The organism is Pedobacter sp. Leaf250, from assembly GCF_920984735.1.
Taxonomy (GTDB): domain Bacteria; phylum Bacteroidota; class Bacteroidia; order Sphingobacteriales; family Sphingobacteriaceae; genus Pedobacter.
Genome location: NZ_CAKLBU010000015.1, coordinates 68,187 through 90,790 on the forward strand (window position 1 = coordinate 68,187; position 22,604 = coordinate 90,790).

Here is a 22,604-nt window from a genome sequence, read left to right on the forward strand (position 1 = left end):
AATCAAAAATTACTCACAAAAATATTACTATAATATGGCTGTAATAAAATAGTTACGCCTCCTTAATTAAACTTAGTTGCCGTTACTTTGTCTCCCTTTACAAAAACACACAACATATAATATATTTTAATGAGAATTTTGAAATCGAGGACGATACAAATTACCCTTTTATTATTAAGCTTATCTTTTAATTTATTTGCTCAAACTGGCGGCAAAGCAAAAATTATTGGCGTACTTAAAGATGCTAAAACACAAGAAACTATACCCTTTGCAACAGCTGTTTTAATAGATAAAGCTACTGCTAAAAATGCAAAAATAGCACAAACAGATGCCAACGGTGCCTTTATCATGGCCGATTTACCAACAGGAACTTTTACTTTCAAAATAAGTTTTGTAGGCTACCAAACCATGGTACGCGATAACGTAACCATAACCGCAGCTACCGGAACTTTAAACTTCGGCGATATTAAGATGAATACCGCTAAAGGAAATATTCTGAGTGAGGTAACGGTAACCGGCCAAAAACAAGGGATGCAGATGGGTATCGATAAAAAGATTTTCGCTGTAGATCAAAGTGTAATTAGTGAGGGTGGTTCTGCCGGCGATTTATTGCAGAATGTTCCTTCAGTTTCTACTGATATGGATGGAAATGTAAGTTTGCGTGGATCGAGCGGTGTAAGGGTTTTAATTGATGGCAAACCTTCATTAATTGCAGGTGGTAATGTGGCTCAAATTCTTCAGTCTATTCCGGCAAGTTCAATTGAAAGTGTTGAAGTAATCACTAATCCATCTTCAAAATATGATGCCGAAGGTCAATCTGGGATTATCAATATCGTATTAAAGAAAAACACAAAACTAGGATTCAACGGCTCTGTGGCATTAACTGCCGGTAACCGCGACAATTACAATGGTAACACCAATTTGAGTTTCCAGAACAGTAAGGTAAACTTATATGGTAATTATAGTTATCGTTATGGCAATAGAATTGGAGGAGGTTTTCAGGATATTACCTATAAAAACTCACCAAATTCAACTGCATTCGCAAATCAAAATACATCATCAACTTCGTTGGATAAAGGACATAACGCTAAAGCAGGATTAGATTATTACATCACACCGAAAAGTATTGTAAGTTTATCTGGAGGTTTTAATTCGAGAGAAAACGACCGTAATGAAGCTGTGGATATTAGACAATTGCGTTCTAATTTAAGTCCGGTGTTGTTGAGCAATAGAAATAATACCAATATTGGCGATGGAAGCAGCTATGATTTAAACCTGGACTACGTTCAAAAATTCAAGAAACCAAAAGAAGAATTAACATTTAATTTCGGTTATTCTTACGGAACAAACAATAACGATCAGGAATACAATACCATCATCACAAATCGAAATGGTAATGCGGTAAACATTAACCCAAGTTTGCAGCGTATTTTTAATACTGGTGATAATACAAACTATAACATTCAGGCAGATTATACGCTACCTGTTGGAAAAGCAGGTAAAATTGAAACTGGATACCGCAGCCAAATTCGTTTGGGTGATAATGATCAATATGCTGATTCGGTTTTAACCAATACAGAAATTATTATCCGCAACAACAAGTTGATTAACGATTTCAGCAGCAAGGATCAAGTACACGCTTTATATTTAAATTATCAAAATCAGATTAAGGATTTTGGATATCAAATTGGTTTAAGAGCCGAGGATGCCCGTTTAGATACCTATTTAGAAGGTTATAATGGTAACGTTTTAACATCAAGTGAAGGAAATATTCATTACAAAAGACTATATCCAAGCGTATTTTTAACACAAAAATTAAAAGGCGAACAACAAGTTCAGTTAAGTTATACACGTCGTGTAAATCGCCCACGCCCTTGGGATACGAATCCATTTTTAGATGTATCTGATCCTTTAAATTACAGGGCAGGTAATCCAAATTTATATCCAGAGGATGTTCACTCATTCGAATTGGGTTACAGCAAGTATTTCAAAAAAGTAACATTAACATCGAGCTTATATTTCCGTCAAACCAATGATGTTATTCAGCGTGTAAGAAGTGTGCCTGATGCCAATGGTATAATCACAACTACGCCTCAAAACTTAACACGTCAACAAAATAGCGGTTTAGAGTTAATTGGCAGGTTCGATTTAATTAAAGCATTAAACTTCACTACCAACGTAAATTTATACCAACAAAAATTTGAAGGTGATGAAAGATTTAATATCGCTAGCAGAAGTGGATTTAGCTGGAATGGAAACATTACAGGAAATTTAATCGTTGCCAAAAATGTTTCCATTCAAGTACGAGCCGATTATAGAGCTCCGGAAGTAATGGCTCAGGGTAAACGTAATGCCATGTATGGAATTGATGGCGGTGCGAAATATGATTTCCCAAACAAAAAAGCATCTCTTAGTTTTAGTATCAGAGATGTGTTTAATACCAGAAGATGGAGCATGACTACCGATGATGATTTTACTTACATTGATTTTGCAAGACGTATGCAAGGCACAATGGGTAATCTAACATTCTCTTATCGCTTCGGAAAAACAACTTTTAATTTAAACAAAACTAAAAAGAAAGACGATCAACAAGATAATCGTCCTGATGAAGGATCATTTTAATTTTGAAAAAGGCGTTTAAAAAAAATAATTTTAAACGCCTTTTTTATAAGCGCTAACCAAACATTGAAAAAACGTCTCCCTAAATTCTACCTCATTTTATTAATCCTGTTTTCGGGTATCGCGGCTTATGCTGCCGATAAAGGAACGATTAGGGGCAAAGTTGTAGAAGAGATTGGTGGACTAACCATTCCATCGGCAATAGTTTCTGTATATCTGGAAGGTGCTGAGCAGGCATTAACCACTTCAGCAACCGATGAAGATGGTTTTTTCAGCATTAAAAATTTAAAGCCTGGCAGTTATAGGGTTAAAATAAGTTATGTAGGTTATGCACCCTTAATTGTTAATGGCATCATCATTACAGAAAAAGATTTCGATAAAAATTTAGGATCCCTTAAACTTAGTTCCGAACAAAACTCATTACAGGAAGTTACCATTACCGTTCAGAAACCCGCCATAGAATTTGGAGCGGATGGTGTAACGTACAATGTTGGATCGACACTTTTGGCTGAAGGAAGCACTGCTACAGATGTACTGAAAAATGTGCCTATGGTACAGGTTGATATCGATGGCAACGCAACCATAGCAGGCAAAAAAAGTACCCGGGTTTTTATTGATGGCAAACCATCTGACTATATGACTTCCAATATCGCCGATCTTTTAAATGTTCTTCCTTCAGATGCGATTGAAAAAATCGAAGTGTTAACCAATCCTCCGGCAAAATATAGCGGCGACGGCGAAGGCATCATTAATATTGTAATGAAGAAAGGCTTTAAAGTTGGTTTTAATGGCAATATCGGGATAGCAGGCGGTGTTCAAGGAAACGGAAATGCAAACACAAATGCCTCATACCGTGGAAAAAACTATGCCATTAACGGAAGTGCTGCTTATCGTTATAACGTTGGGAGAGGCGAAAGCAATAGCTACCGTGAAAATTTCTTCCCTGATACTACATTTTATTACGACCAAACCGGCAGTAGCAAAAGTAAAAGCAAGGGTGCAAATTTTAGGCTGGGTTTTGATTGGGATATTACGCCTAAGCAAAATATTCGCTTATCTACCAATTATAACGACAATAAATCTTCATCAAATTCGGTCAATAATCTCCGTTATTTAAGTGAAGAATTAATTGAGAGAAGATTGCGAAACCAGGCCAATACGGGCGATGGAAAAAGCAATAACTTTGTGATTAATGCCGATTATAAACTTCAAACAGATACCAGCGGCGGAAACTTATCGATTGGTTTAACATTCAATACCAATGGAAGTTTAGATCTCCGAACTTACAATACCTCCTATCTCCCCATTGGCATTTCGCGGGCCACTTTGCAGCAAAACAATAATGATATTGGCAATAATGGTTTAACTTTTAACCTTGATTATGATAAGCCTGTATTTAAAAAAAGGGATCGCATAGAACTCGGATTGGCTTACAATTATAGAAAAAACGATAACGATTTATTAGTCGAAAATTTCAATTTCCAAACGCAGCAGTTTTTAACAAATGATAGATTGAGTAATCAATTTTTGTACAATGAAAATATTTTTGCTGGTTATGCATCGTACAATTATCGAAATAATGGCTGGGGAATAAAAACCGGTGTAAGAACCGAATTAACTGATGTTGGATTTGATTTATCTACAGGAGAAACCTATAATGTTAAGCCATATTTAAGTGTTTTTCCAAATCTATCGTTTAACAGGTTTTTCAAAAAACGCTACAATCTTGGTGCTACCTATAGCGTTCGCATTAATCGCCCAAGAGAAAATACGCTGAATCCGCAGGTTAATAATGTTGATACCTTAAATATTTCTTACGGAAATCCGAATCTTTCGCCTTCGTACACTCACCAAATGGATATTAGTTTTGGAGCCTTTGGTCAGAAATGGTCCTTCACTCCACGCCTTTCTTATTCTAGCAGTCAGGGCGTTATTGAACGATTTAGAACTGTAATTTTAATTCCTGGCTCTACTACAGCCCGATCGGAAAGTACTTTTGATAATGTAGGTGCGAACAATTCACTGGCATTGATTTTAATTGGAAACTATCGCCCGACTAATAAAATATCTGCAAATGGTAATTTTAGTTTAATTCAAAGTAATTATACCTCAAAATTAAATAGTGCACTAAACAGGGATGGCTTAAGTGTGAGGGGAACATTTGGATTTTCTATGCAACTTCCTCAAAAAACTGCCTTTGAATCTAACTTGAATTATGCCAACAATGTAAGCGCCCAAGGAAGAAATAAAGGTTCCATTACTTCAAGTTTCTCGGCACGAAAAATGTTTTTCAGTAATAGATTAAATTTTAGAATTACCCTTAATGATATTTTTGGGAACAGAAACAACACCGTTTATAATGAAGGCGAGAATTTCAGACTTCAAAGCTTTTCTACCAACAATACTCAAAACTTTATTTTCAGCTTAAATTATCGGTTCACAAAAATTGCCAAAAAGATTCCGCCGCCGCCAGTGGCAAAACCACAATAAATTTTATATCGAATGAGATATTTGTAATTTGCAGCATGGAAGAGCGAAACCCTTGGAAAACATTAGAAAGCGAGTTAAAGTACGATAACAATTGGATAAAAGTTACCGAACATCAAGTCATCAATCCATCTGGCGGAAAAGGAATTTATGGTGAAGTCCATTTTAAAAATTTGGCCATTGGCATTTTGCCTCTGGATGAAGATTATAATACCTGGTTGGTTGGCCAATACCGTTTTCCATTAAAAGCTTATAGTTGGGAGATTCCTGAAGGCGGCGGACCGGTTGGAGAAGATCCCTTAGAAAGTGCTCGAAGGGAGTTGCTCGAAGAAACGGGAATGAGCGCCAGCAATTGGAAAGAAATACAGCGAATGCATTTATCAAATTCTGTAAGCGATGAATTGAGCATCATTTATGTAGCTACAGGTTTAATTCAAGGCATCGCCATGCCCGAAGAAACCGAAGAATTAATTGTAAAAAAAATTCCTTTCGATGAAGCTTATGAAATGGTGATGAATAATGAGATTACTGATTCGATTAGCGTTGCCGCTATTTTAAAAGCGAAATTAATGATCATGGAAAATTTGATTTAATATTTACCCATGAGATATCCACACGGGATATTTTGGATGTTTAATATTGATTTCTGATAAAACCTTTTAAGCAACTAACCATAATAGCTAATTGCTAAACAGGTTTACTGAAACACAACATGTTCCGCTAGGAACATCTCATCGGTAAAAGAATAGCCATCATGCAATATCGTTCCATAGGAACGTTTCGTGAATACGTATATAAAAATTCTTGCGATATAACACGAAATGTTCCTAACGGAACATTAAAACCACAATCCCTATCTACCCAGGAGATATCCCTACGGGATATTTTGGATGTTTAATATTGATTTCTAATAAAATTTTTTTTTGTAACTAACCATAATGGCTAAATAGGTTTACTAAAGCACAACATGTTCCGCTAGGAACATCTCTTCGGTAAAAGAATATCCATCATGCAATATCGTTCCGTAGGAACGTTTCGTGAAAACGGATGTAAAAATTCTTTTCAAAAAAACGTATTGCAAAATTATGAGGGTTATAGCTAAGACTATGTTGTTCCGCTAGGAACATCTCCTCGGTAAAAGAAGATCCATCATGCAATATCGTTCCGTAGGAACGTTTCGTGAAAACGGATGTAAAAATTCTTTTCAAAAAAACGTATTGCAAAATTATGAAGGTTATAGCTAAGCACTATGTTGTTCCGCTAGGAACATCTCTTCGGTAAAAGAATATCCATCATGCAATATCGTTCCGTAGGAACGTTTCGTAAAAACGGATGTAAAAATTCTTTTCAAAAAACGTATTGCAAAATTATGAGGGTTATAGCTAAGCCCTCCGCTGTTCCTCTAGGAATATTTCTTCGGTAAAAAACGTCATAAAAAATATTATATTTAGTAAACCGAACAATATTGATGTGCCAAATACTTACACCCAGATTCATATACAATTTGTATTTGCAGTTAAGCATCGAGTAGCCCTAATAAGCCAAGATTGGGAAGAAAGGCTTTTAAAATATATCACTGGAATTTTTCAGTCCAATAATCATAAAATGATACAGATAAATTGTATGCCAGATCATATTCATATTTTAGTTGGACTCCGAACACATCAGTCAATTTCAAGTTTAATTCAAAATGTAAAAGCCGAAAGTTCTAAGTGGATAAACGATCAATGCTTTTTGAAATCCAAATTTTCATGGCAGGAAGGCTATGGAGCATTTTCTTATTCTAAAAGTGATTTACCAAATGTTATCCGCTATATACAAAACCAGAAAGAACATCATAAAAAAGAAAATTTTTTAGATGAGTACACAAAATTTTTAAAAGAATTTGAAATAGAATATGAAGATAAATACATCTTTAAAGAACCAGAATAAATATTCATTATCTTTGTTGCTTTATTTTAAAACCAAATGAGCAAACTTTTCGGCTACCTACTTACGCCAATATTTTATCTTTTTTTTGGATTATCGCTTTGCGTTTTTCATCCGATCCAGTGGATTTGTTATAAATTGTTTGGCTATAAAGCACATAAAACATCGGTTGATATTTTAAATCTCTTTTTAACCTATTGCCAGATATTTTTATTTAATTCTATCAGTTTTAAAAACGAATATAATCTCCCAACAGATAGGCCAATCATTTTTGCAGCCAATCATCAAAGCATGTACGATATTCCATCACTGATATGGTTTTTGCGGAAATATAGCGCTAAGTTCATTTCTAAAATCGAACTTACAAAAGGAATTCCTTCTATTTCAATTAATTTAAGATTGGGTGGAGGCGCCAATATTAACAGGAAAGATAATAAACAAGCCATATCAGAAATCATCAAATTGGGCCGCAGAATGAAAGAAAATTATTGGAGCACAGTTATCTTTCCCGAAGGCACTCGAGCAAAAGATGGCATGGTAAAACAGTTTCAATTTGGAGGAATTGCAACTATTTTAAAAGCTGTACCAAACGCATTGGTTGTGCCCATTGCTATTGAAAATTCATGGAAAATTGTTCGCTTTGGCATGTTTCCACTTACCACAGGCCATGACTTAAAATGGACCGTTTTAAAACCAATTGAACCAGCAGAAAAAACACCAAACGAAATTACGCTAGAAGTAGAAACTGAAATCAGAAAAGTTTTAGGACAAGAAATATAATAGTATCAAGATGAAAGTATCAGGTATCAAGATAAATTTTAGATTACTATACCATTTTTCAATAAATACTTATGTTACGGACTAAATATTCTTGTTCCCAATTACCCTAAAAAACTCATCGCGGTAAGTGTCGCCAACAGGAATTATTTTGGTATTAATCGTAATCCGGCTACGCTCAATACTTTCAATTTTATCTACAGCAACAATGTACGATTTATGCACACGAATAAATTGACTTTGTGGTAATGCTTCTTCCATCTTCTTCATACTTTGCAGTGTGATGATTCGTTCGTCTTTGGTAAAGATCGAAATGTAATCTTTCAATCCTTCAATATACAGAATATCATGAAGATATATTTTTTGAATCTTATGTTCTGTTTTAACGAAAATGTAATCTTGAACAGGATTAGCGGGAGCTGAAAAAGCAGCTGGCGTAATAATAGGTTGCGCAACACTTGCCGGAGTATCAGCAGGTTTATGCTGTTTATGAACTTTTTCTACAGCTTTATAAAATCGATCGAAAGCGATGGGTTTTAATAAATAATCTGAAACATTTAAATCATAACTTTCTAAGGCATATTGCGGATAAGCGGTAGTTAATATATAATGACATTTAGTTCCTGCAATTTTCAGAAACTGAATCCCTGTTAACTCAGGCATCTGAATATCCAAAAAAACCAAATCAATACCACCGCCCTGAACAACCTGCAGTGCTTCAATTGGGTTTTCGCATCGTTTTACCATCGTTAAAAACGGAACTTTGGATATATAATCTTCCAAAATATCAAGCGCTAATGGCTCATCATCAACAACAATACAGTTTAAGTTCATTTTAGGTTTAAATTTTAATCAATGATTAAGATGTTAATTTGCATGGTTTTTTGTGCAAATTAAATATCAATCATCAGTTCACAGGTGTAATGAGTAGCCGAATTTACAACATTTAATTTATATCTGTCGGGATAAACAAGTTGCAATCTTCTTTCTACATTGGTTAATCCTACCCCGCCTTGCGCATCTTTATTCTGCTGGTTCTTTTTATTAATTACGCTAAAGTGAAGAATTTTCTGGTTAGCAATAATGTTAATCTTAACCGGATTTTCAGGATCATTTACCACGCCATGTTTAAAAGCATTTTCAACAAAAGAAATCAACATCAGCGGAACAATCTTTTGATCATCAATTTCTCCATTCAGGGTAAGCTCGATATAAGCGCCATCCTTAAACCTAATCTTTTGTAATTCTATGTAATTTGTTAAATAATCTACTTCCTTACTTAATTCTACCGTTGGCGTATTGCTTTCATAAATCATGTAGCGCATAATTTCCGAAAGCTTCATAATTGCATCGGCAGTTTTATCCGATTTTTGATAAGCCAAAGAATAAATGTTATTTAATGAATTAAATAGAAAATGTGGGTTGAGTTGTGATTTTAAGAACTGTAATTCCATTTCCCGACGCTCACTTTCCAAATTGCGCTGAATACGTTCACTTGAAAACCAATCAATGGTAAATTTTATGATGCAGCTGCTAATCATAAAAAATCCAGAAAGAAAAGTAACCAATACAACAAAATTATGAACTGGGATATCTGTTCTTTTTCCCTTCGAGCTAATATAAGTCAATACATCATCAGGGTAAAGAACGGCAACTGCTGTTTTAGCAATAACAGCCAGGGCAATAATCAGCAAGAAAACTAGAACATAAAGCCAATATTGTTTTCTGCGTTTGATTATTCCGGGAATTAAAAAAATATAGTTTGTATAGAAGATTGAAACATTAATTATTCCATACACAATATAAGTGATAAAGTAATCTGTGAGGCTATGTTTAGAATTATCGAATATATTGCTAGCCCCAACAAACAAGAGGATTATTACCCAAAAAATTGAATGCAGAATAAGAGGGCCTTTATTTTTTTTCATATGAAATCTTCTTAACTAAATGCAGAAAATATTGCATTTCATTTCTTGCTTCCAAAATAAATAAACTTTCTTTTTTAAAAGCACATAATCTACCAACAGGCATTTTTTTTCTACCAACAGGCAAAACAGCAAAATTCATCGACAAACTCCAAATTTCATCGATAAACGCCAAAAATGCCTGTTTATCTAGAATCTTTAACGCTTGGTATAATACATTTTAGCAGGCAATTTTAATGCTGTTTCTTTGAATCATCAAAACGAAACGATTATGAAAAAGTTAGCAAACACATCGCCATTTTTACTTTTATTAGTTCCAGTATTTATGATGATTATTTTAACCCTTACAGTTAGCACCAACCAAAATGATGCTGAGGTAGTTGTTAAACCTGCATCGAGCTCAAATACCATCGTGAAACAAGCATCAGCTATTTTCAAATAAGAATGAGTAATTACGCAATCGAAACTGTAGGCTTAAATTTTAATTTTGGCAACCAGGCCATTGTAAAAGATTTATCCTTAAAAGTACCAAAAGGTAGTATTTATGGGTTTCTCGGTCCAAATGGAGCAGGCAAAACCACTACTATAAAAATTTTGCTCAACTTATTAAAGTCGCCAGCAGATCAGGTTTTTATTTTTGGGAAAGAAATAAACAGTAATCGCATTGCAACCCTTAAAAGAATAGGTGCATTGGTAGAGCAACCAGCTATTTACGGCCATCTATCAGGTAAAGAAAATTTAATTAATCGCTGTATTTTATTGGGCATAAAAAAAACCAAAGCTGATGAAATGTTAGCTTTAGTGGGTTTAACAGATGCCGCAAACAAGAAAGCCAGCAAATATTCATTAGGGATGAAACAACGCTTAGGCATTGCTTTAGCATTGGTTTCCGACCCTGAATTACTGCTCCTTGATGAGCCAACCAATGGCTTAGACCCAAATGGGATTATCGAAGTCAGAAACCTGATGATCGAACTCGCCACCAAACACCACAAAACCATTTTAGTATCCAGCCATTTATTGGCAGAAATCGAAAGAACTGCCACCCATGTTGGCATCATTAACAAAGGTCAATTAATGTTTCAGGGTACCATAGATGAACTTCAGCTGTTAAGCAAACCTATGGTAGAAATTGAAGTAGATGAAATTGAAAAGGCAATCGATTTTCTTAAAGCAGCGGGTTATGAAATCGCTTCGAAAACGGATCTAAAAATTACTGTTCCCTTTTCATCATCGGTTGATAGCGGTAAACTCAATACTTTACTTATCCAGAACGGTTTTACTATTAGTAGTCTTTCAAAACAGCGTAAAGATCTCGAAAACCTTTTCTTAGATATCACCAAAAACAACTAAAATGCGCTCAATATACATTTCCTTCATTTCCGAATTTTATAAATCGAGAAAAACTTTAGCATTTTGGGCCGCAATTCTGATTCCTGTGGCAATATGCAGTCTGGTAAGTTTTGGTTTTTATTCGGGTGCCGATAAAGTTCTCTTATTAAAAGCACCCGGCATGATGCTTTGGGCTAAATACGCAGGAGCAACCTTAAACGTAATGGGCATACTTGTTATGCCATTTTATGTAATGTTTATGGCATTTTCTGTTAACAACATCGAGCATAAAAACGACACCTGGAAAACGCTGTTTGCGCAACCCTTAAATAAATTTTCCATCTACACCGCTAAATACCTTTTTGCAGTAACACTTATCTTTATTTGCCTGTTTCTTTTTGCCACATTAACTTATGGTTTTGGGCATCTGTTACAGGTTTTGGTTCCTAAATATACTTTCAATCAATACAATCCGGCCAATTTCTTAATCAATTCATACAGTAAATTATTTTTATCATCGCTGGGTATTCTATCGTTGCAATTTATCTTTAGTTTAATCTGGGGCGATTTTCTTAAACCAATTGGCATCGGTTTCGTTGGTACAATTATGGGTATTGTAGCAGGAATGGTTAACTGGACATACGCCTACCTCATTCCATACAGTTTACCTGCATTAGCCTTACAGCTTACACAAGTTAAAAAAGGAAAAGATCCGCTTGATTTCGAAATTTTTACTAGAGAAATTTGGGTGAGTTTAGCCTACGCAGCAGTATTATTTATAGCTGGTTATTTTATCGTGACCAAAAAAAGTATTAAATAATGATTTGAAAAGCAATGCCAGTTTTTCAATTTAGCGTTAGTCCTTCTTTACACTGCAAGCCGCACCAATAAAAAATTGGCGACGGGCTTTCCGTTACAATAAGGTTTATTTAACTAAAGCAATTACTAAAAACTTTCAAAAATAGCCATAACCAAAAATCCTTTGTAAAAATATGAAGAGGTTGCAAATGTGAATAAGCTAAATTGTACTTTAGCCATTACAACCAACCAACTTCTTAGAATGATCAAAAGATTTACAATTGCAGCAATGGCATTCAGCCTTTGCTTTTCTGCGTTTGCGCAAGATGCACCCGATGCAGCCACAGTACAAAAAATCCGTAAAGCAGGGTTAGAAAACTCAAAAGTGATGGATATTGCATTCAACTTAACCGATGTTTCTGGCCCGAGATTATCAAACTCTCCAGGTTTAAAAAGAGCCCAAGAGTGGGCAGTAAAGCAACTTAGAGAGTGGGGATTAAAAAATGCTCATCTCGAGTCGTGGGGTAATTTTGGAAAAGGCTGGCAAGTAGATAAATATTATGCCGCAACCACCACCCCATTTTATCATCCAATTATTGCTTCGCCAAAAGCCTGGACACCAGGAACCAATGGTCCAATAAAATCAGAAGTAGTTTTAATTAAAGCTGATAGTGTTTCTGATTTAGCTAAATACAAAGGTAAATTAGCGGGCAAAATCGTAATGATGGATCAAGGTGCACCTCTTGCCAGTGGCTTAAAACCAGATTTTTCACGTTACGCTGATTCTACCTTATCACAAATGGCTGCAGCAAAACCAGCACCTGCAGGTGCTCGTCAACGCCCGGCTGGTGGCCCAATGGCCGATCGAATGGCACAAATGATGAAAATGCGTGAAGTGCGTGCTGCCATTAATGCAATGTTATTAGATGAAAAAGTGGCTCTAATTTTAACTTATGCTCGTGGCGGCCAAGGAACATTTTTCACAAGCAATGGAGCTTCTTATGCATTAGATGCCAAACCAGTTTCTCCAGAACTGGAGGTAGCCGCAGAAGATTTTCTCCATATTTTGCGTTTGCTTCGTGCAGGCAAACCAGTGGAAGTAGAAGCCGATATCAAAACATCGTTCTATACTGAAGACCCTCAGGGATACAATGTAATTGCTGAAATTCCGGGAACTGATAAAAAATTAAAGGATGAAGTAATTATGATTGGCGGCCACTTCGATTCGTGGCATGCAGCAACTGGCGCAACTGACAATGCTGCCGGCTCTGCGGTTATGATGGAAGCGATGCGCATTCTTAAAGCGATTGATTTTAAACCAAAACGCACCATTCGCATTGCCTTATGGAGTTCTGAAGAACAAGGCTTATATGGCTCGAGAGGCTACGTAGCCAAACATTTTGGCGATCCAAAAACGATGATTTTAACTCCTGATCAAAAGAAAATTTCTGCTTATTATAACCTAGATAACGGTACAGGCAAAATTCGCGGCATTTATTTACAAGGAAATGCTGCAGCAGGTCCAATTTTTCAGAGCTGGTTAACGCCATTTAACGATTTGGGCGCCACAACGGTAACTATCAATAATACCGGAGGAACAGATCACCAAGCATTTGATGCAGTAGGCATCCCAGGATTCCAGTTTATACAAGACCCTGCCGATTATAACACGCGTACACACCATAGCAACATGGATACTTATGATCGGTTAGTAGAAAACGATTTGAAGCAGGCGGCAACAATTGTAGCATCATTTGTTTACAATACTTCTCAGCGTGAGGCACAACTTCCACGAAAAGAATTACCTGTTGCGCAAGCAGCAAGACCATAACTAATACTACAAAATAAAAAAGCCTGCTTTTTTGATTTTTGAAATCAAAAGGCAGGCTTTGCTGTTTAGAGAGAGATTTGCGTTAAAAATGTATATTCTTAATCCTTTAAATTAATTGGATAATATTCTTTGTTTAAATGCCCATACAATCAACTGGTAAGAATTCCGCAGATCGAGTTTTCTAACCATGTTCCGTCTGTGTGTATTAACGGTGTGCTCACTAATAAAGAGCATATCACCAATTTCCTTACTGTTATAACCTTTTGATAAAAGCTTCACAATTTCAACCTCCCGTTCCGTTATTGAGTTATTCGTCTCTTCTAATAGGATATTATTAATCATCATAAAATTTAATAATAGGTTAATTTAATTCGAAACCAAGGCGACTACCTTAATTATCCTTATTTGATTATAAGGATGGGATTTTTGGGATAGACAACTTTGGGATTCTCAATTTCAAACTTTCATTTGTTATTGCATTTCAAATGTAGATGGTGATACTGAAATATGAGTAGTATCTTTTACCCTAAATAAAAAGGTGTTTTTACGGTATTCTAAATTAATTTTTCTCTTGACAGGTATCATCTAAAACCCGACTTTAGTTGCTAAAAAACCAAACCTAAAAACTGTTATGGAAAAAGATTCAAACTTTCAACCTATTGATAAAAAGGTTGCTCAAGAAATGGTAAATGCCTATACCCGCGAAGCAAGCAAAGATCCTAAATCATATACCAAAGCAATTTGGTTTTCTGCCGCACAAATTTTAGAAATGGCTAAAACAATTGGCGATGGGAAACACGATGGGTTAAGAATTTACAATGCTCAATATACTGCTGATTCGATCGATGGATTGCCTAAAGAGTATGAGGGAAGAAATACTGTGTTATTGGTACCAACTTTTGCTGCCGGCCAGACCAACCAGCTAGGCGACCCAACTGAAGAACATGAAGACGATTTGGATGATATTGGGAATAGAGGAGAACTTTGCCCAAGTATTTGCGGAGGAACGGGACTTTAAAAATGAATTTTACTTCACCAATAGTTATAGCTGAATTAATTTGCCTGATTGGGGCATTTATATTTTTAAGAAATGATAAAACCGTTTTTTGGAAATTAAGTATTGCCTATCTTTTATTAGCCTTACTAACAGAAGCTGCAGGAAGCTATATGTCGGCAAAAAGAGAAAATAATCTCTGGTTATATAACGCTTTTGTTTTCTTTGAAATTGGCTTCATTTTTATTGGTATCTATCATTCTTTAAAAGATTATTTAAACCCTAAACCTATACTTTTTGTAGGTTTAGGTATTGTTTACGCTATTTATTTTGGATTCATCCTTAAAGATTCCATAATGGTTTTCAATTCAGTAGCGGTAACGGTAATGTCGGTAGTTTTTAGCTTATATTGCCTTTATTATTATTATCTATTATTAAACGATGATAAATTTATTGAAATCAAAGACCACCCACAATTTTGGTGGATAACAGGGGTATTATTTTATTATTTTGGAGGCACAGTTTGTAATTTGTTAAGCGATGTATTCGACGTTCGTTTCGGCAAAGGCTTCACTCTTAGGTACGTGATTACCATCACATTAAATCTTATTCTTTACAGCGTTTGGACATATTCTTACACATGCAGAGCGAAACAACGAAAATTACAATCCTAGTTGTTGTAGCAACTTTGATATTCTTATTGATGCCTGTTTTTCTGATTATGTACATCCGTTCTTATAATCGGCATAAGAAAAACCACATTTTGGAAAAGCAGCACATGCAGCAAAAATTTGAAGCAGAAATGCTTCAGGCCAGAATAGAAGTTCAAGATAACACCATGCAAACCATTGCTACCGAATTACATGATAATGTAGGGCAATTATTAAGCCTAACCACCTTAACATTAAATTCGATAAATCTCGAGAACAGCGAAAAAGCCGCTATAAAAATAGAAAATTCCCTATCGCTGGTAAGGAAATCTATAAAAGAATTAAGAGAGCTTGCCAAGTTACTTCATGGTGAGCAAATTGTAGAAAATGGAATAGGAAATGCTTTACAACAAGAAATAAATTGGTTGGAAAAAACGGGTACATATGTATTAAATGTGCGCAATAGTCTTTTTGATCTGCAAACTACATCTCCTGATAAAGATTTAATTATTTTACGCTTACTGCAGGAAATTATCAATAACATCATCAAACATGCAAATGCCACTGCTATAAGTTTTGATGCTTATTATGAGAATAATAAATTATATTTAAATGTTGAAGAAAATGGTGTAGGTTTTAATTACGAAGCAACTAAACTAAATAAGGCCGGAATGGGCCTAAATTCCATTTCTAAAAGAATTGAAATGATCAATGGTAAATTGGTCTTAAATTCAACTCCAAATAAAGGCACAGCAATATTAATCGAAATCCCATATCCTTAAAGCATGTTACCAAAATCCATTTCCATTGCAATAGTTGATGACCATACCCTATTCCGCTCTGGATTAGCCAGTTTATTAGATGAATTTGATGAAATAAAGGTTATTTTCGAAGGAATGAATGGTCAGGATTTACAGCACAAAATTGTAAATCATCCAGAAGTGCAACTTATATTAATGGATATTAATATGCCTGTAATGGATGGTTTTGAAGCTACAAAATGGGTTAAAGAAAACCATCCAAACGTAAATGTTTTAGCATTGAGCATGCTCGAAGATGAAAAAGCGATTATTGGAATGCTTAGGGCTGGTGCGAGTGGCTACATGCTTAAAGAAGCTACTCCAAACGAATTGCTTACTGCTATAAAAACCGTTATCGACAAAGGATTTTTTGTGAACGACTTGGTGTCGGGCAGGCTATTTGTTGCTTTAAAAAATGGTGATTCACAGCCTGTATATAGCACTAGAGAACTTGTATTTTTACAACACTGTAGTACCGAAAATACTTACAAGGAAATTGCCGATTTAATGAATGTAAGTCCTCGAACAGTTGATAATTACCGCGAATCTCTTTTCGCAAAACTCAATATTAAATCCCGAACCGGCTTGGTTGTTTACGCCATAAAGAATAACCTAATTACCATATAATCAGCAACAATTCATCCATTCCCATCTATAAAATTTAAGAAATAATTTGGATAACTAAATAATTAGTTTTAACTTTAATCAAGGCCTCAGTCTTGAGCGTATCCTTATTTATTAAATATTATGGAAATTAAAGATCTAACCAAAGCAGAAGAACAGCTTATGCAGGTATTATGGCAGCTGGAAAAAGCATTTGTAAAAGATGTTATCGATGAATTGCCATTACCAAAACCTGCTTACAATACGGTTTCAACCATCATCAGAATACTAGAAACAAAAGGCTTTATTGGCCATGAGGCTTTTGGAAAAGCCCATCAATATTTTCCACTTATTAGCAAGGAAGAATACAAACGCCATGCTACCGAAAAACTACTTGGCAATTACTTCGAAAATTCGGTAGAAAGTATGTTTTCGTTTTTCGTTAAAGAAGAAAAGCTTGATTTAAGCGATGTTGATGAGATTTTAAAAATGATTGATAAAATTAAACATAAGCCAAGATGAGTTTTGCCCACTACCTACTCCAGGTAAACTTATACTTAATTGTTTTTTATGGATTTTATAAATTACTGTTAGATAAGGAGACCTATTTTTTACTCAACCGCATTTACCTGGTAAGCGCTGGTGTTTTATCGCTATCAATTCCATTTATACGATTGGAATGGCTTACAGAGCAAAAGGCAGCACAGCAGGTGTATACATCGGTAAATTGGGAAGCTGTATTAGAAAAAGCCACAATTGTAACCGATAGCAATACTAATTTTAGCTGGGGAAATTTCTTAGTTTACATTTATTGTACAGGTATAATTTTCTGCTTGTGTAGATTAGCCTATAACTTACTATCTGTAAAAAAGCTGATAAAAAATGCTAAGGCAGGTTCGGCATTTTCATTTTTTAGCAAAAAAGTGGTTGATAAAAATTTGCCTTCAATTGATGTGATCGATATTCATGAAGAGGCACATATTAAACAATGGCACACAGCAGATGTATTGTTTTTCGAGATTATTGGAGTGTTAACGTGGGTAAATCCAATCATTTATTTCTACAAAAAGTCCATCAAAAATATACACGAATTTTTAGCAGATGAGCATGCGGCAGAATTTCAAGGAGATAAGGCAGAGTATGCCATGCTAATTTTAAGTCAATCGTTCGGAATTTCTCCTAACCGCTTAACCAATGGTTTTTTTGATAAATCACTGATCAAAAAGAGAATTTTTATGTTACAAAAAGAGCGATCAAAGAAAATAGCTGTAATGAAGTACGGTTTTTTTATCCCGCTTTTTGCAATTCTAATTATCTTCTCTTCTGCAACGGTTAGAAAAAATGAAGAACTGATTTCCATTACCAATCAAATCCCATTAGATAAACCTATAGAGATGGTTAGGGAAATAATAATTCCAGAGCCTAAATTTAATCCTGAAAAGATATCTACAACCGAAATCATCCCAACAACAGAAAAAGTTGATGGAAACTGGAATGGCTTTTATAATTTCATGGCTAAATCTATTAAGTATCCATCTGCAGCGCAGAAAAATAATCTTCAGGGTAATACACAAATAAAATTCACGCTCCAAAATAATAAAGTAACCTACGTTAGCAGCATTTTGGATTTAGGCGATGGATGCGATGAAGAAGTAATGAAGGCACTGTTATCTTACCGAAAATTTGAAAACTTGCCCAACGGAAAATATACGTTAAAAGTTGGGTTCACATTAGCTGGGAATAAAGCGGCCATCAAAAACAAAAAAGCCATTATAGTTCCTTCATATCAAAAACTATCAGATATTAATGTTGTTGGCTATTCTTTACCAGCCGAAACTGAAGGTGGTATCGATGACAAACCAGAAAAAGTGTTCGATTTTGTTTCTATTGAAAAGCAGCCAGAGTTTCCTGGAGGGATATCAAAATTTTATGAATATTTAAGCAAAAGCATTAAGTACCCAAAGTTAGCACAAGAAAATAATGTGCAAGGCAAAGTATTTTTATCCTTTATTGTTGAAAAGGATGGTTCGCTTAGTGATGTTGCCATTACACGTGGATTGGGAAGTGGACTGGATGAAGAAGCCATTAGGGTATTAAATGGCTCTCCAAGATGGAACCCTGGAGTAACAGGTGGAAAACCAGTGAGGGTAAAATACAACATCAACGTAAATTTCTCCATGTCGAATGAAGCTGAAGCAAAAAAAGCAGTTCAAATTAAAGGTCTCTCTACTTCCAATGTTTTTAGAAATGCGAAATTTGAAGGAGTAGTGGTTTTAAATGGAAAAGAAAGCCATAATGGTTTCGACTTTACCAAAATTGATAATCGTGAGATCCAATCAGTAACTGTGCTCAAAGATGCAGCGGCTACCAGTTTATACGGCGAAAAAGGAAAGAATGGTGTTCTCATTATCACCACAAAAAATTACGATTTTAGGAGAGATGGCGACACCGAACTAAAAATAAATACCAACACACCTACTTTGAGAATAAGATAAAACATCAACATTATGAAAAAAATATTGATCATTGCTTTAGCACTAGGTTTTACATGTGGTGTAAAAGCGCAATCGAAACAAGACAGTACCAAAACAACTAATCTTACATTACGTGGTACATCAACAATTGGCACCGAACCACTCATCGTAATTGATGGCAACAAACAATATCAAAGAGGGTCGGCATCTATTAGTGGCATGGATCCAAATAATATTGAATCAATTAACATCTTAAAAGACGGTTCTGCTACCACCAAATATGGCACTGATGGCTTTGCTGGTGTTATCGAAATTAAAACTAAAAATGGTTTAGCAGGAGTTTACAATAAAAAAATCGATTCCAATAGAGTAAATCTTTCTGGCAAAATTACCGGACTTAGTGTACGTCCAAGTGCTACAGCTGTGATCAGAAATTACAAGAGAAAGGATTCTGACCCAAAAGTTGTGATCAGAAATCTTCTTCAAAAGGACACCGATCCAAAAGCCAACCCGTTATATGTGGTTGATGGAAAGCGGGTGACTAATATAGAAACGCTGGATCCGAATACGATTGAATCAATCAGCGTACTTAAAGATGCCGCCAGCAAATCACTATATGGCGAATCTGGCGCAAATGGTGTAGTAATCATCACCACCAAGGTTGCCACAAAAGAAGTTCAAAAGAAAAATTAAATAGAAAACTTAAATCCAATTTAAAATGAGAAAGCTAATGATTTTAGCCCTAATGGGCATCGCCATGCTTACCAATTCGGTAAAAGCACAGAAAATTTATGATTTTGTATCTGTTGATAAGCAGCCGGAATTCCCTGGCGGAATTACAAAATTTTATGAATACTTAGGTAAGGAAATTAAATATCCAGAGGTAGCAAAAAGCAATAAAACACATGGAAAGGTTTTTTTAAGTTTCATCGTAGAAAAAACAGGAAAACTAAGTAATGTGAATATCGTTAGAAAATTATCTAAGGAAACAGACGCAGAAGCATTAAGAGTAATTAAAAACTCTCCCAATTGGAACCCAGGTTCAATCGGCGGAAAACCAGTAAGGGTGAAGTATAATATCAATGTTAATTTCAATCTACCTAATAATGGAGATAAAAAGGCAGCATTAAAAAGTGGTATACAACCAGAATTTCCTGGCGGGAGCACAAAGCTTTACAGCTATTTAGCAAAAAACATTAAATACCCAGAACAAGCTAAAAAGGATAAAACACAGGGAAAGGTTATGCTATCCTTCAACGTGGAGCAAGATGGGAGCTTAACCGATCTGGAAGTTGTTAAAGGCTTATCGAAAGAAACTGATGCGGAAGCTTTAAGGGTAATGAAAACAGCTCCACGATGGAATCCAGCGATCGATCAGGATGGTCATCCGGTAAAAGTAAAATATCAAATGGCCATTAACTTTACCATGAGTTAAATTGCATTCGTTCTCAAATCCATTTAAAATCGCAATATTTTTAACTTCATGTTAAGGATTTGCGATTTTTTTATTTGTATCAATAGAAGAGATATATTTGCGAATGAAAAAAATCTCGTTAACGCTATTCACATTCATTTGCTTTTTAGCCCCAGCAATGGCACAGCAAAATCAAGCACCCAATCAAAATTTATTATTTTTGGTTGATGGAAAATTCGTGACAAAAAATGAAGCGGCAAAAATTAACAGAGATAGTATAGAAACACTTACTGTAATTAAAGAAAAAGAGCATAAAAAAGTATTTGGAGTAAGTGATGATGGTGGTCTGATCATCGTGATCACAAAAGCAAAAATAAACAGTGCTGAAAACGTATTGATAAAAGAAAAAATATCCAAAATCAATTTCAAAACTACACCTGATATGGTTAAAGCCCCTTCACCAGCAAAACCATCTCGAGACTCTATTCCTAACGGTGTTTTTGATTTTATTTCGATAGAAAAGCAGCCAGAATTTCCAGGGGGAATAAAAGCATTTTATAGCTTTTTAAACGAAAATATCAAATACCCTAAAGAAGCTGCGAAAAGGCAAATTCAAGGTCGGGTATTCTTGTCCTTCATTGTTGAAAAAGATGGGAGCCTAACTGGCACTAAAGTCATCAGAGGTTTAAGTTTTGACATTAATGACGAAGCTGTAAGGGTGCTTTCTGCCTCACCATACTGGAATCCAGGCATTCATTTTGGAGTGCCTGTGAGGGTAAAGTATAACATCAACGTGAACTTTAGTCTTTAGTTGGTGAATTAAATCTTTTAATCACAAAACCCCAACTAAAAATAGTCGGGGTTTTATGTTTTCTCTCCTGTCTCGGAACACTAAATTTATAAAATTTTTAAGGGATATGCAAATTATACAGAATAAAATTTCTGAATACATAATGTTTTAATATGCTTACATAAGAATATTGCAAGTTTCGCAAACTTATATTTTGAGTGATAGAGATTACAATCCATTTCGTTAAATCAGTAACAGTATTTCAAATGTTTTCATTTCAATATAAATCACTAATTATACAATGTATTTTAATTTTTTTAGCTAATAAAAAAGCCCTCACAAAGTGAAGGCTTAAGAATCCTGATTTACATCAGGATGCACAGTATATTTTTAAACCGTTTCTTCTGATATAAATTTAGCAGAAGCAAAATCGCGGTTCATTCGGGCAATGTTCTCTAAAGAAATTCCTTTAGGACATTCAGCTTCACAAGCACCAGTATTGGTACAGTTACCGAATCCTTCAGCATCCATTTGTGCTACCATACTTTGTACACGACGATAACGCTCTGGCTGACCTTGTGGTAACAACGCCAGTTGAGAGATCTTCGCAGATACGAAAAGCATGGCTGAGGCATTTTTACAAGTGGCTACACAAGCGCCGCAACCGATACATGCAGCAGCTTCGAAAGCAGCATCTGCCTGCATTTTTGGAATTGGAAGATTATTCGCATCCTGTGCATTACCCGTATTTACCGAGATAAATCCACCTGCTGCAATTACTCTATCAAATGCAGAGCGATCTACAGTTAAATCTTTAACTACCGGGAATGCTGCCGCTCTCCAGGGTTCTACAACAATGGTATCGCCATCTTTGAATGAACGCATGTGTAACTGGCAGGTTGTTACTAAATCTTTTGGTCCGTGTGGGCGCCCGTTGATGAACATAGAGCACATCCCGCAAATACCCTCGCGGCAATCGTGATCAAATACAACAGGTTCTTCGCCTTTAGTGATCAGATCTTCGTTTAACACATCGAACATCTCCAAAAAAGACATATCTGGCGAAATACCAGCTAATTTATAATCAACCAAAGCACCTTTGGTGTTGTTATTTTTTTGACGCCAAACTTTTAGCGTTAAGTTCATATTTCCTGTACTCATAATATTGAGATTTAGGCGGG

The 22,604-nt window shown here is 35.3% G+C and carries 23 protein-coding genes; 18 read left to right on the forward strand and 5 right to left on the reverse strand.

Annotation, left to right across the window (positions count from 1 at the left end):
- Positions 1 to 129: 129 nt before the first annotated feature.
- The 5 genes from LUA91_RS14385 (at position 130) to LUA91_RS14405 (ending at position 7,815) form a co-directional block, all read left to right on the forward strand.
- Positions 130 to 2,622 carry a TonB-dependent receptor domain-containing protein gene (locus LUA91_RS14385; protein WP_231426750.1) on the forward strand — a complete coding sequence of 831 codons (2,493 nt, stop codon included), beginning with the start codon at positions 130 to 132 and terminating at the stop codon, positions 2,620 to 2,622.
- 63 nt (positions 2,623 to 2,685) lie between these two features.
- The gene (locus tag LUA91_RS14390; RefSeq protein WP_231426751.1) at positions 2,686 to 5,109 is read left to right on the forward strand and encodes an outer membrane beta-barrel protein; all 2,424 of its coding nucleotides are present in this window, start codon (positions 2,686 to 2,688) and stop codon (positions 5,107 to 5,109) included.
- A 35-nt stretch (positions 5,110 to 5,144) separates the two neighbouring features.
- On the forward strand, positions 5,145 to 5,699 hold the full coding sequence (locus LUA91_RS14395; protein WP_231426753.1) for an NUDIX hydrolase: 555 nt from the start codon (positions 5,145 to 5,147) through the stop codon (positions 5,697 to 5,699).
- 877 nt (positions 5,700 to 6,576) lie between these two features.
- Positions 6,577 to 7,038 carry an IS200/IS605 family transposase gene (tnpA, locus tag LUA91_RS14400; RefSeq protein ID WP_231426754.1) on the forward strand — a complete coding sequence of 154 codons (462 nt, stop codon included), beginning with the start codon at positions 6,577 to 6,579 and terminating at the stop codon, positions 7,036 to 7,038.
- Between the two features lie 36 nt (positions 7,039 to 7,074).
- On the forward strand, positions 7,075 to 7,815 hold the full coding sequence (locus LUA91_RS14405) for a 1-acyl-sn-glycerol-3-phosphate acyltransferase (protein WP_231426755.1): 741 nt from the start codon (positions 7,075 to 7,077) through the stop codon (positions 7,813 to 7,815).
- A gap of 81 nt (positions 7,816 to 7,896) precedes the next feature.
- On the opposite strand, the gene LUA91_RS14410 is transcribed toward LUA91_RS14405, so the two are convergent.
- The 3 genes from LUA91_RS14410 to LUA91_RS14420 form a co-directional block, all read right to left on the reverse strand.
- Entirely contained in the window at positions 7,897 to 8,646 is a 750-nt protein-coding gene (locus LUA91_RS14410) for a LytTR family DNA-binding domain-containing protein (protein ID WP_231426756.1), read from the reverse strand.
- Between the two features lie 59 nt (positions 8,647 to 8,705).
- Positions 8,706 to 9,611, reverse strand: coding sequence for a sensor histidine kinase (locus LUA91_RS14415; RefSeq protein ID WP_231426757.1), 906 nt, complete (start codon positions 9,609 to 9,611; stop codon positions 8,706 to 8,708).
- Positions 9,612 to 9,726: 115 nt separating this feature from the next.
- A complete protein-coding gene (locus tag LUA91_RS14420) occupies positions 9,727 to 9,912 on the reverse strand; it encodes a hypothetical protein (RefSeq protein ID WP_231426758.1) in 186 nt (61 codons plus the stop codon).
- A 96-nt stretch (positions 9,913 to 10,008) separates the two neighbouring features.
- Here LUA91_RS14420 and LUA91_RS14425 point away from each other — a divergent pair, with 96 nt between their 5' ends.
- The 4 genes from LUA91_RS14425 to LUA91_RS14440 all read left to right on the forward strand — a co-directional run bounded on the left by LUA91_RS14425 (position 10,009) and on the right by LUA91_RS14440 (position 13,698).
- A complete protein-coding gene (locus tag LUA91_RS14425) occupies positions 10,009 to 10,179 on the forward strand; it encodes a hypothetical protein (protein ID WP_231426759.1) in 171 nt (56 codons plus the stop codon).
- 2 nt (positions 10,180 to 10,181) lie between these two features.
- Positions 10,182 to 11,090 (forward strand): ABC transporter ATP-binding protein, encoded by a 909-nt coding sequence (locus LUA91_RS14430; RefSeq protein ID WP_231426760.1) that lies wholly within the window; start codon positions 10,182 to 10,184, stop codon positions 11,088 to 11,090.
- Position 11,091: 1 nt separating this feature from the next.
- A complete protein-coding gene (locus LUA91_RS14435) occupies positions 11,092 to 11,889 on the forward strand; it encodes an ABC transporter permease (RefSeq protein ID WP_231426761.1) in 798 nt (265 codons plus the stop codon).
- Between the two features lie 240 nt (positions 11,890 to 12,129).
- Complete coding sequence (locus tag LUA91_RS14440) at positions 12,130 to 13,698, forward strand: M20/M25/M40 family metallo-hydrolase (protein ID WP_231426762.1); 1,569 nt, start codon at positions 12,130 to 12,132, stop codon at positions 13,696 to 13,698.
- Between the two features lie 111 nt (positions 13,699 to 13,809).
- Here LUA91_RS14440 and LUA91_RS14445 read toward each other — a convergent pair whose 3' ends face one another.
- Positions 13,810 to 14,043, reverse strand: coding sequence for a response regulator transcription factor (locus LUA91_RS14445; protein WP_231426763.1), 234 nt, complete (start codon positions 14,041 to 14,043; stop codon positions 13,810 to 13,812).
- Between the two features lie 286 nt (positions 14,044 to 14,329).
- On the opposite strand from LUA91_RS14445, the gene LUA91_RS14450 reads away from it, so the two are divergent.
- The 9 genes from LUA91_RS14450 to LUA91_RS14490 all read left to right on the forward strand — a co-directional run bounded on the left by LUA91_RS14450 (position 14,330) and on the right by LUA91_RS14490 (position 21,444).
- Positions 14,330 to 14,716, forward strand: a complete 387-nt coding sequence (locus LUA91_RS14450) for a hypothetical protein (protein ID WP_231426765.1) — start codon at positions 14,330 to 14,332, stop codon at positions 14,714 to 14,716.
- 2 nt (positions 14,717 to 14,718) lie between these two features.
- Positions 14,719 to 15,366 (forward strand): hypothetical protein, encoded by a 648-nt coding sequence (locus LUA91_RS14455; RefSeq protein ID WP_231426767.1) that lies wholly within the window; start codon positions 14,719 to 14,721, stop codon positions 15,364 to 15,366.
- Positions 15,333 to 16,124 (forward strand): sensor histidine kinase, encoded by a 792-nt coding sequence (locus LUA91_RS14460; RefSeq protein ID WP_231426768.1) that lies wholly within the window; start codon positions 15,333 to 15,335, stop codon positions 16,122 to 16,124. Before LUA91_RS14455 ends, LUA91_RS14460 begins: the two co-directional genes overlap by 34 nt.
- A 3-nt stretch (positions 16,125 to 16,127) precedes the next feature.
- Positions 16,128 to 16,769 (forward strand): response regulator transcription factor, encoded by a 642-nt coding sequence (locus tag LUA91_RS14465; RefSeq protein ID WP_231426770.1) that lies wholly within the window; start codon positions 16,128 to 16,130, stop codon positions 16,767 to 16,769.
- A 120-nt stretch (positions 16,770 to 16,889) separates the two neighbouring features.
- A complete protein-coding gene (locus LUA91_RS14470) occupies positions 16,890 to 17,267 on the forward strand; it encodes a BlaI/MecI/CopY family transcriptional regulator (protein ID WP_231426771.1) in 378 nt (125 codons plus the stop codon).
- Positions 17,264 to 19,240: a M56 family metallopeptidase gene (locus tag LUA91_RS14475; protein WP_231426772.1), complete on the forward strand. Its 1,977-nt coding sequence runs from the start codon at positions 17,264 to 17,266 to the stop codon at positions 19,238 to 19,240. The genes LUA91_RS14470 and LUA91_RS14475 overlap by 4 nt, the downstream gene beginning before the upstream one ends.
- Before the next feature lie 12 nt (positions 19,241 to 19,252).
- A complete protein-coding gene (locus LUA91_RS14480; protein ID WP_231426774.1) occupies positions 19,253 to 19,912 on the forward strand; it encodes a TonB-dependent receptor plug domain-containing protein in 660 nt (219 codons plus the stop codon).
- 25 nt (positions 19,913 to 19,937) lie between these two features.
- The gene (locus LUA91_RS14485) at positions 19,938 to 20,654 is read left to right on the forward strand and encodes an energy transducer TonB (protein ID WP_231426775.1); all 717 of its coding nucleotides are present in this window, start codon (positions 19,938 to 19,940) and stop codon (positions 20,652 to 20,654) included.
- Positions 20,655 to 20,757: 103 nt separating this feature from the next.
- Positions 20,758 to 21,444 carry an energy transducer TonB gene (locus LUA91_RS14490; RefSeq protein WP_231426776.1) on the forward strand — a complete coding sequence of 229 codons (687 nt, stop codon included), beginning with the start codon at positions 20,758 to 20,760 and terminating at the stop codon, positions 21,442 to 21,444.
- A 369-nt stretch (positions 21,445 to 21,813) separates the two neighbouring features.
- On the opposite strand, the gene LUA91_RS14495 is transcribed toward LUA91_RS14490, so the two are convergent.
- Positions 21,814 to 22,584, reverse strand: a complete 771-nt coding sequence (locus LUA91_RS14495; protein WP_231426777.1) for a succinate dehydrogenase/fumarate reductase iron-sulfur subunit — start codon at positions 22,582 to 22,584, stop codon at positions 21,814 to 21,816.
- Positions 22,585 to 22,604: the final 20 nt, after the last annotated feature.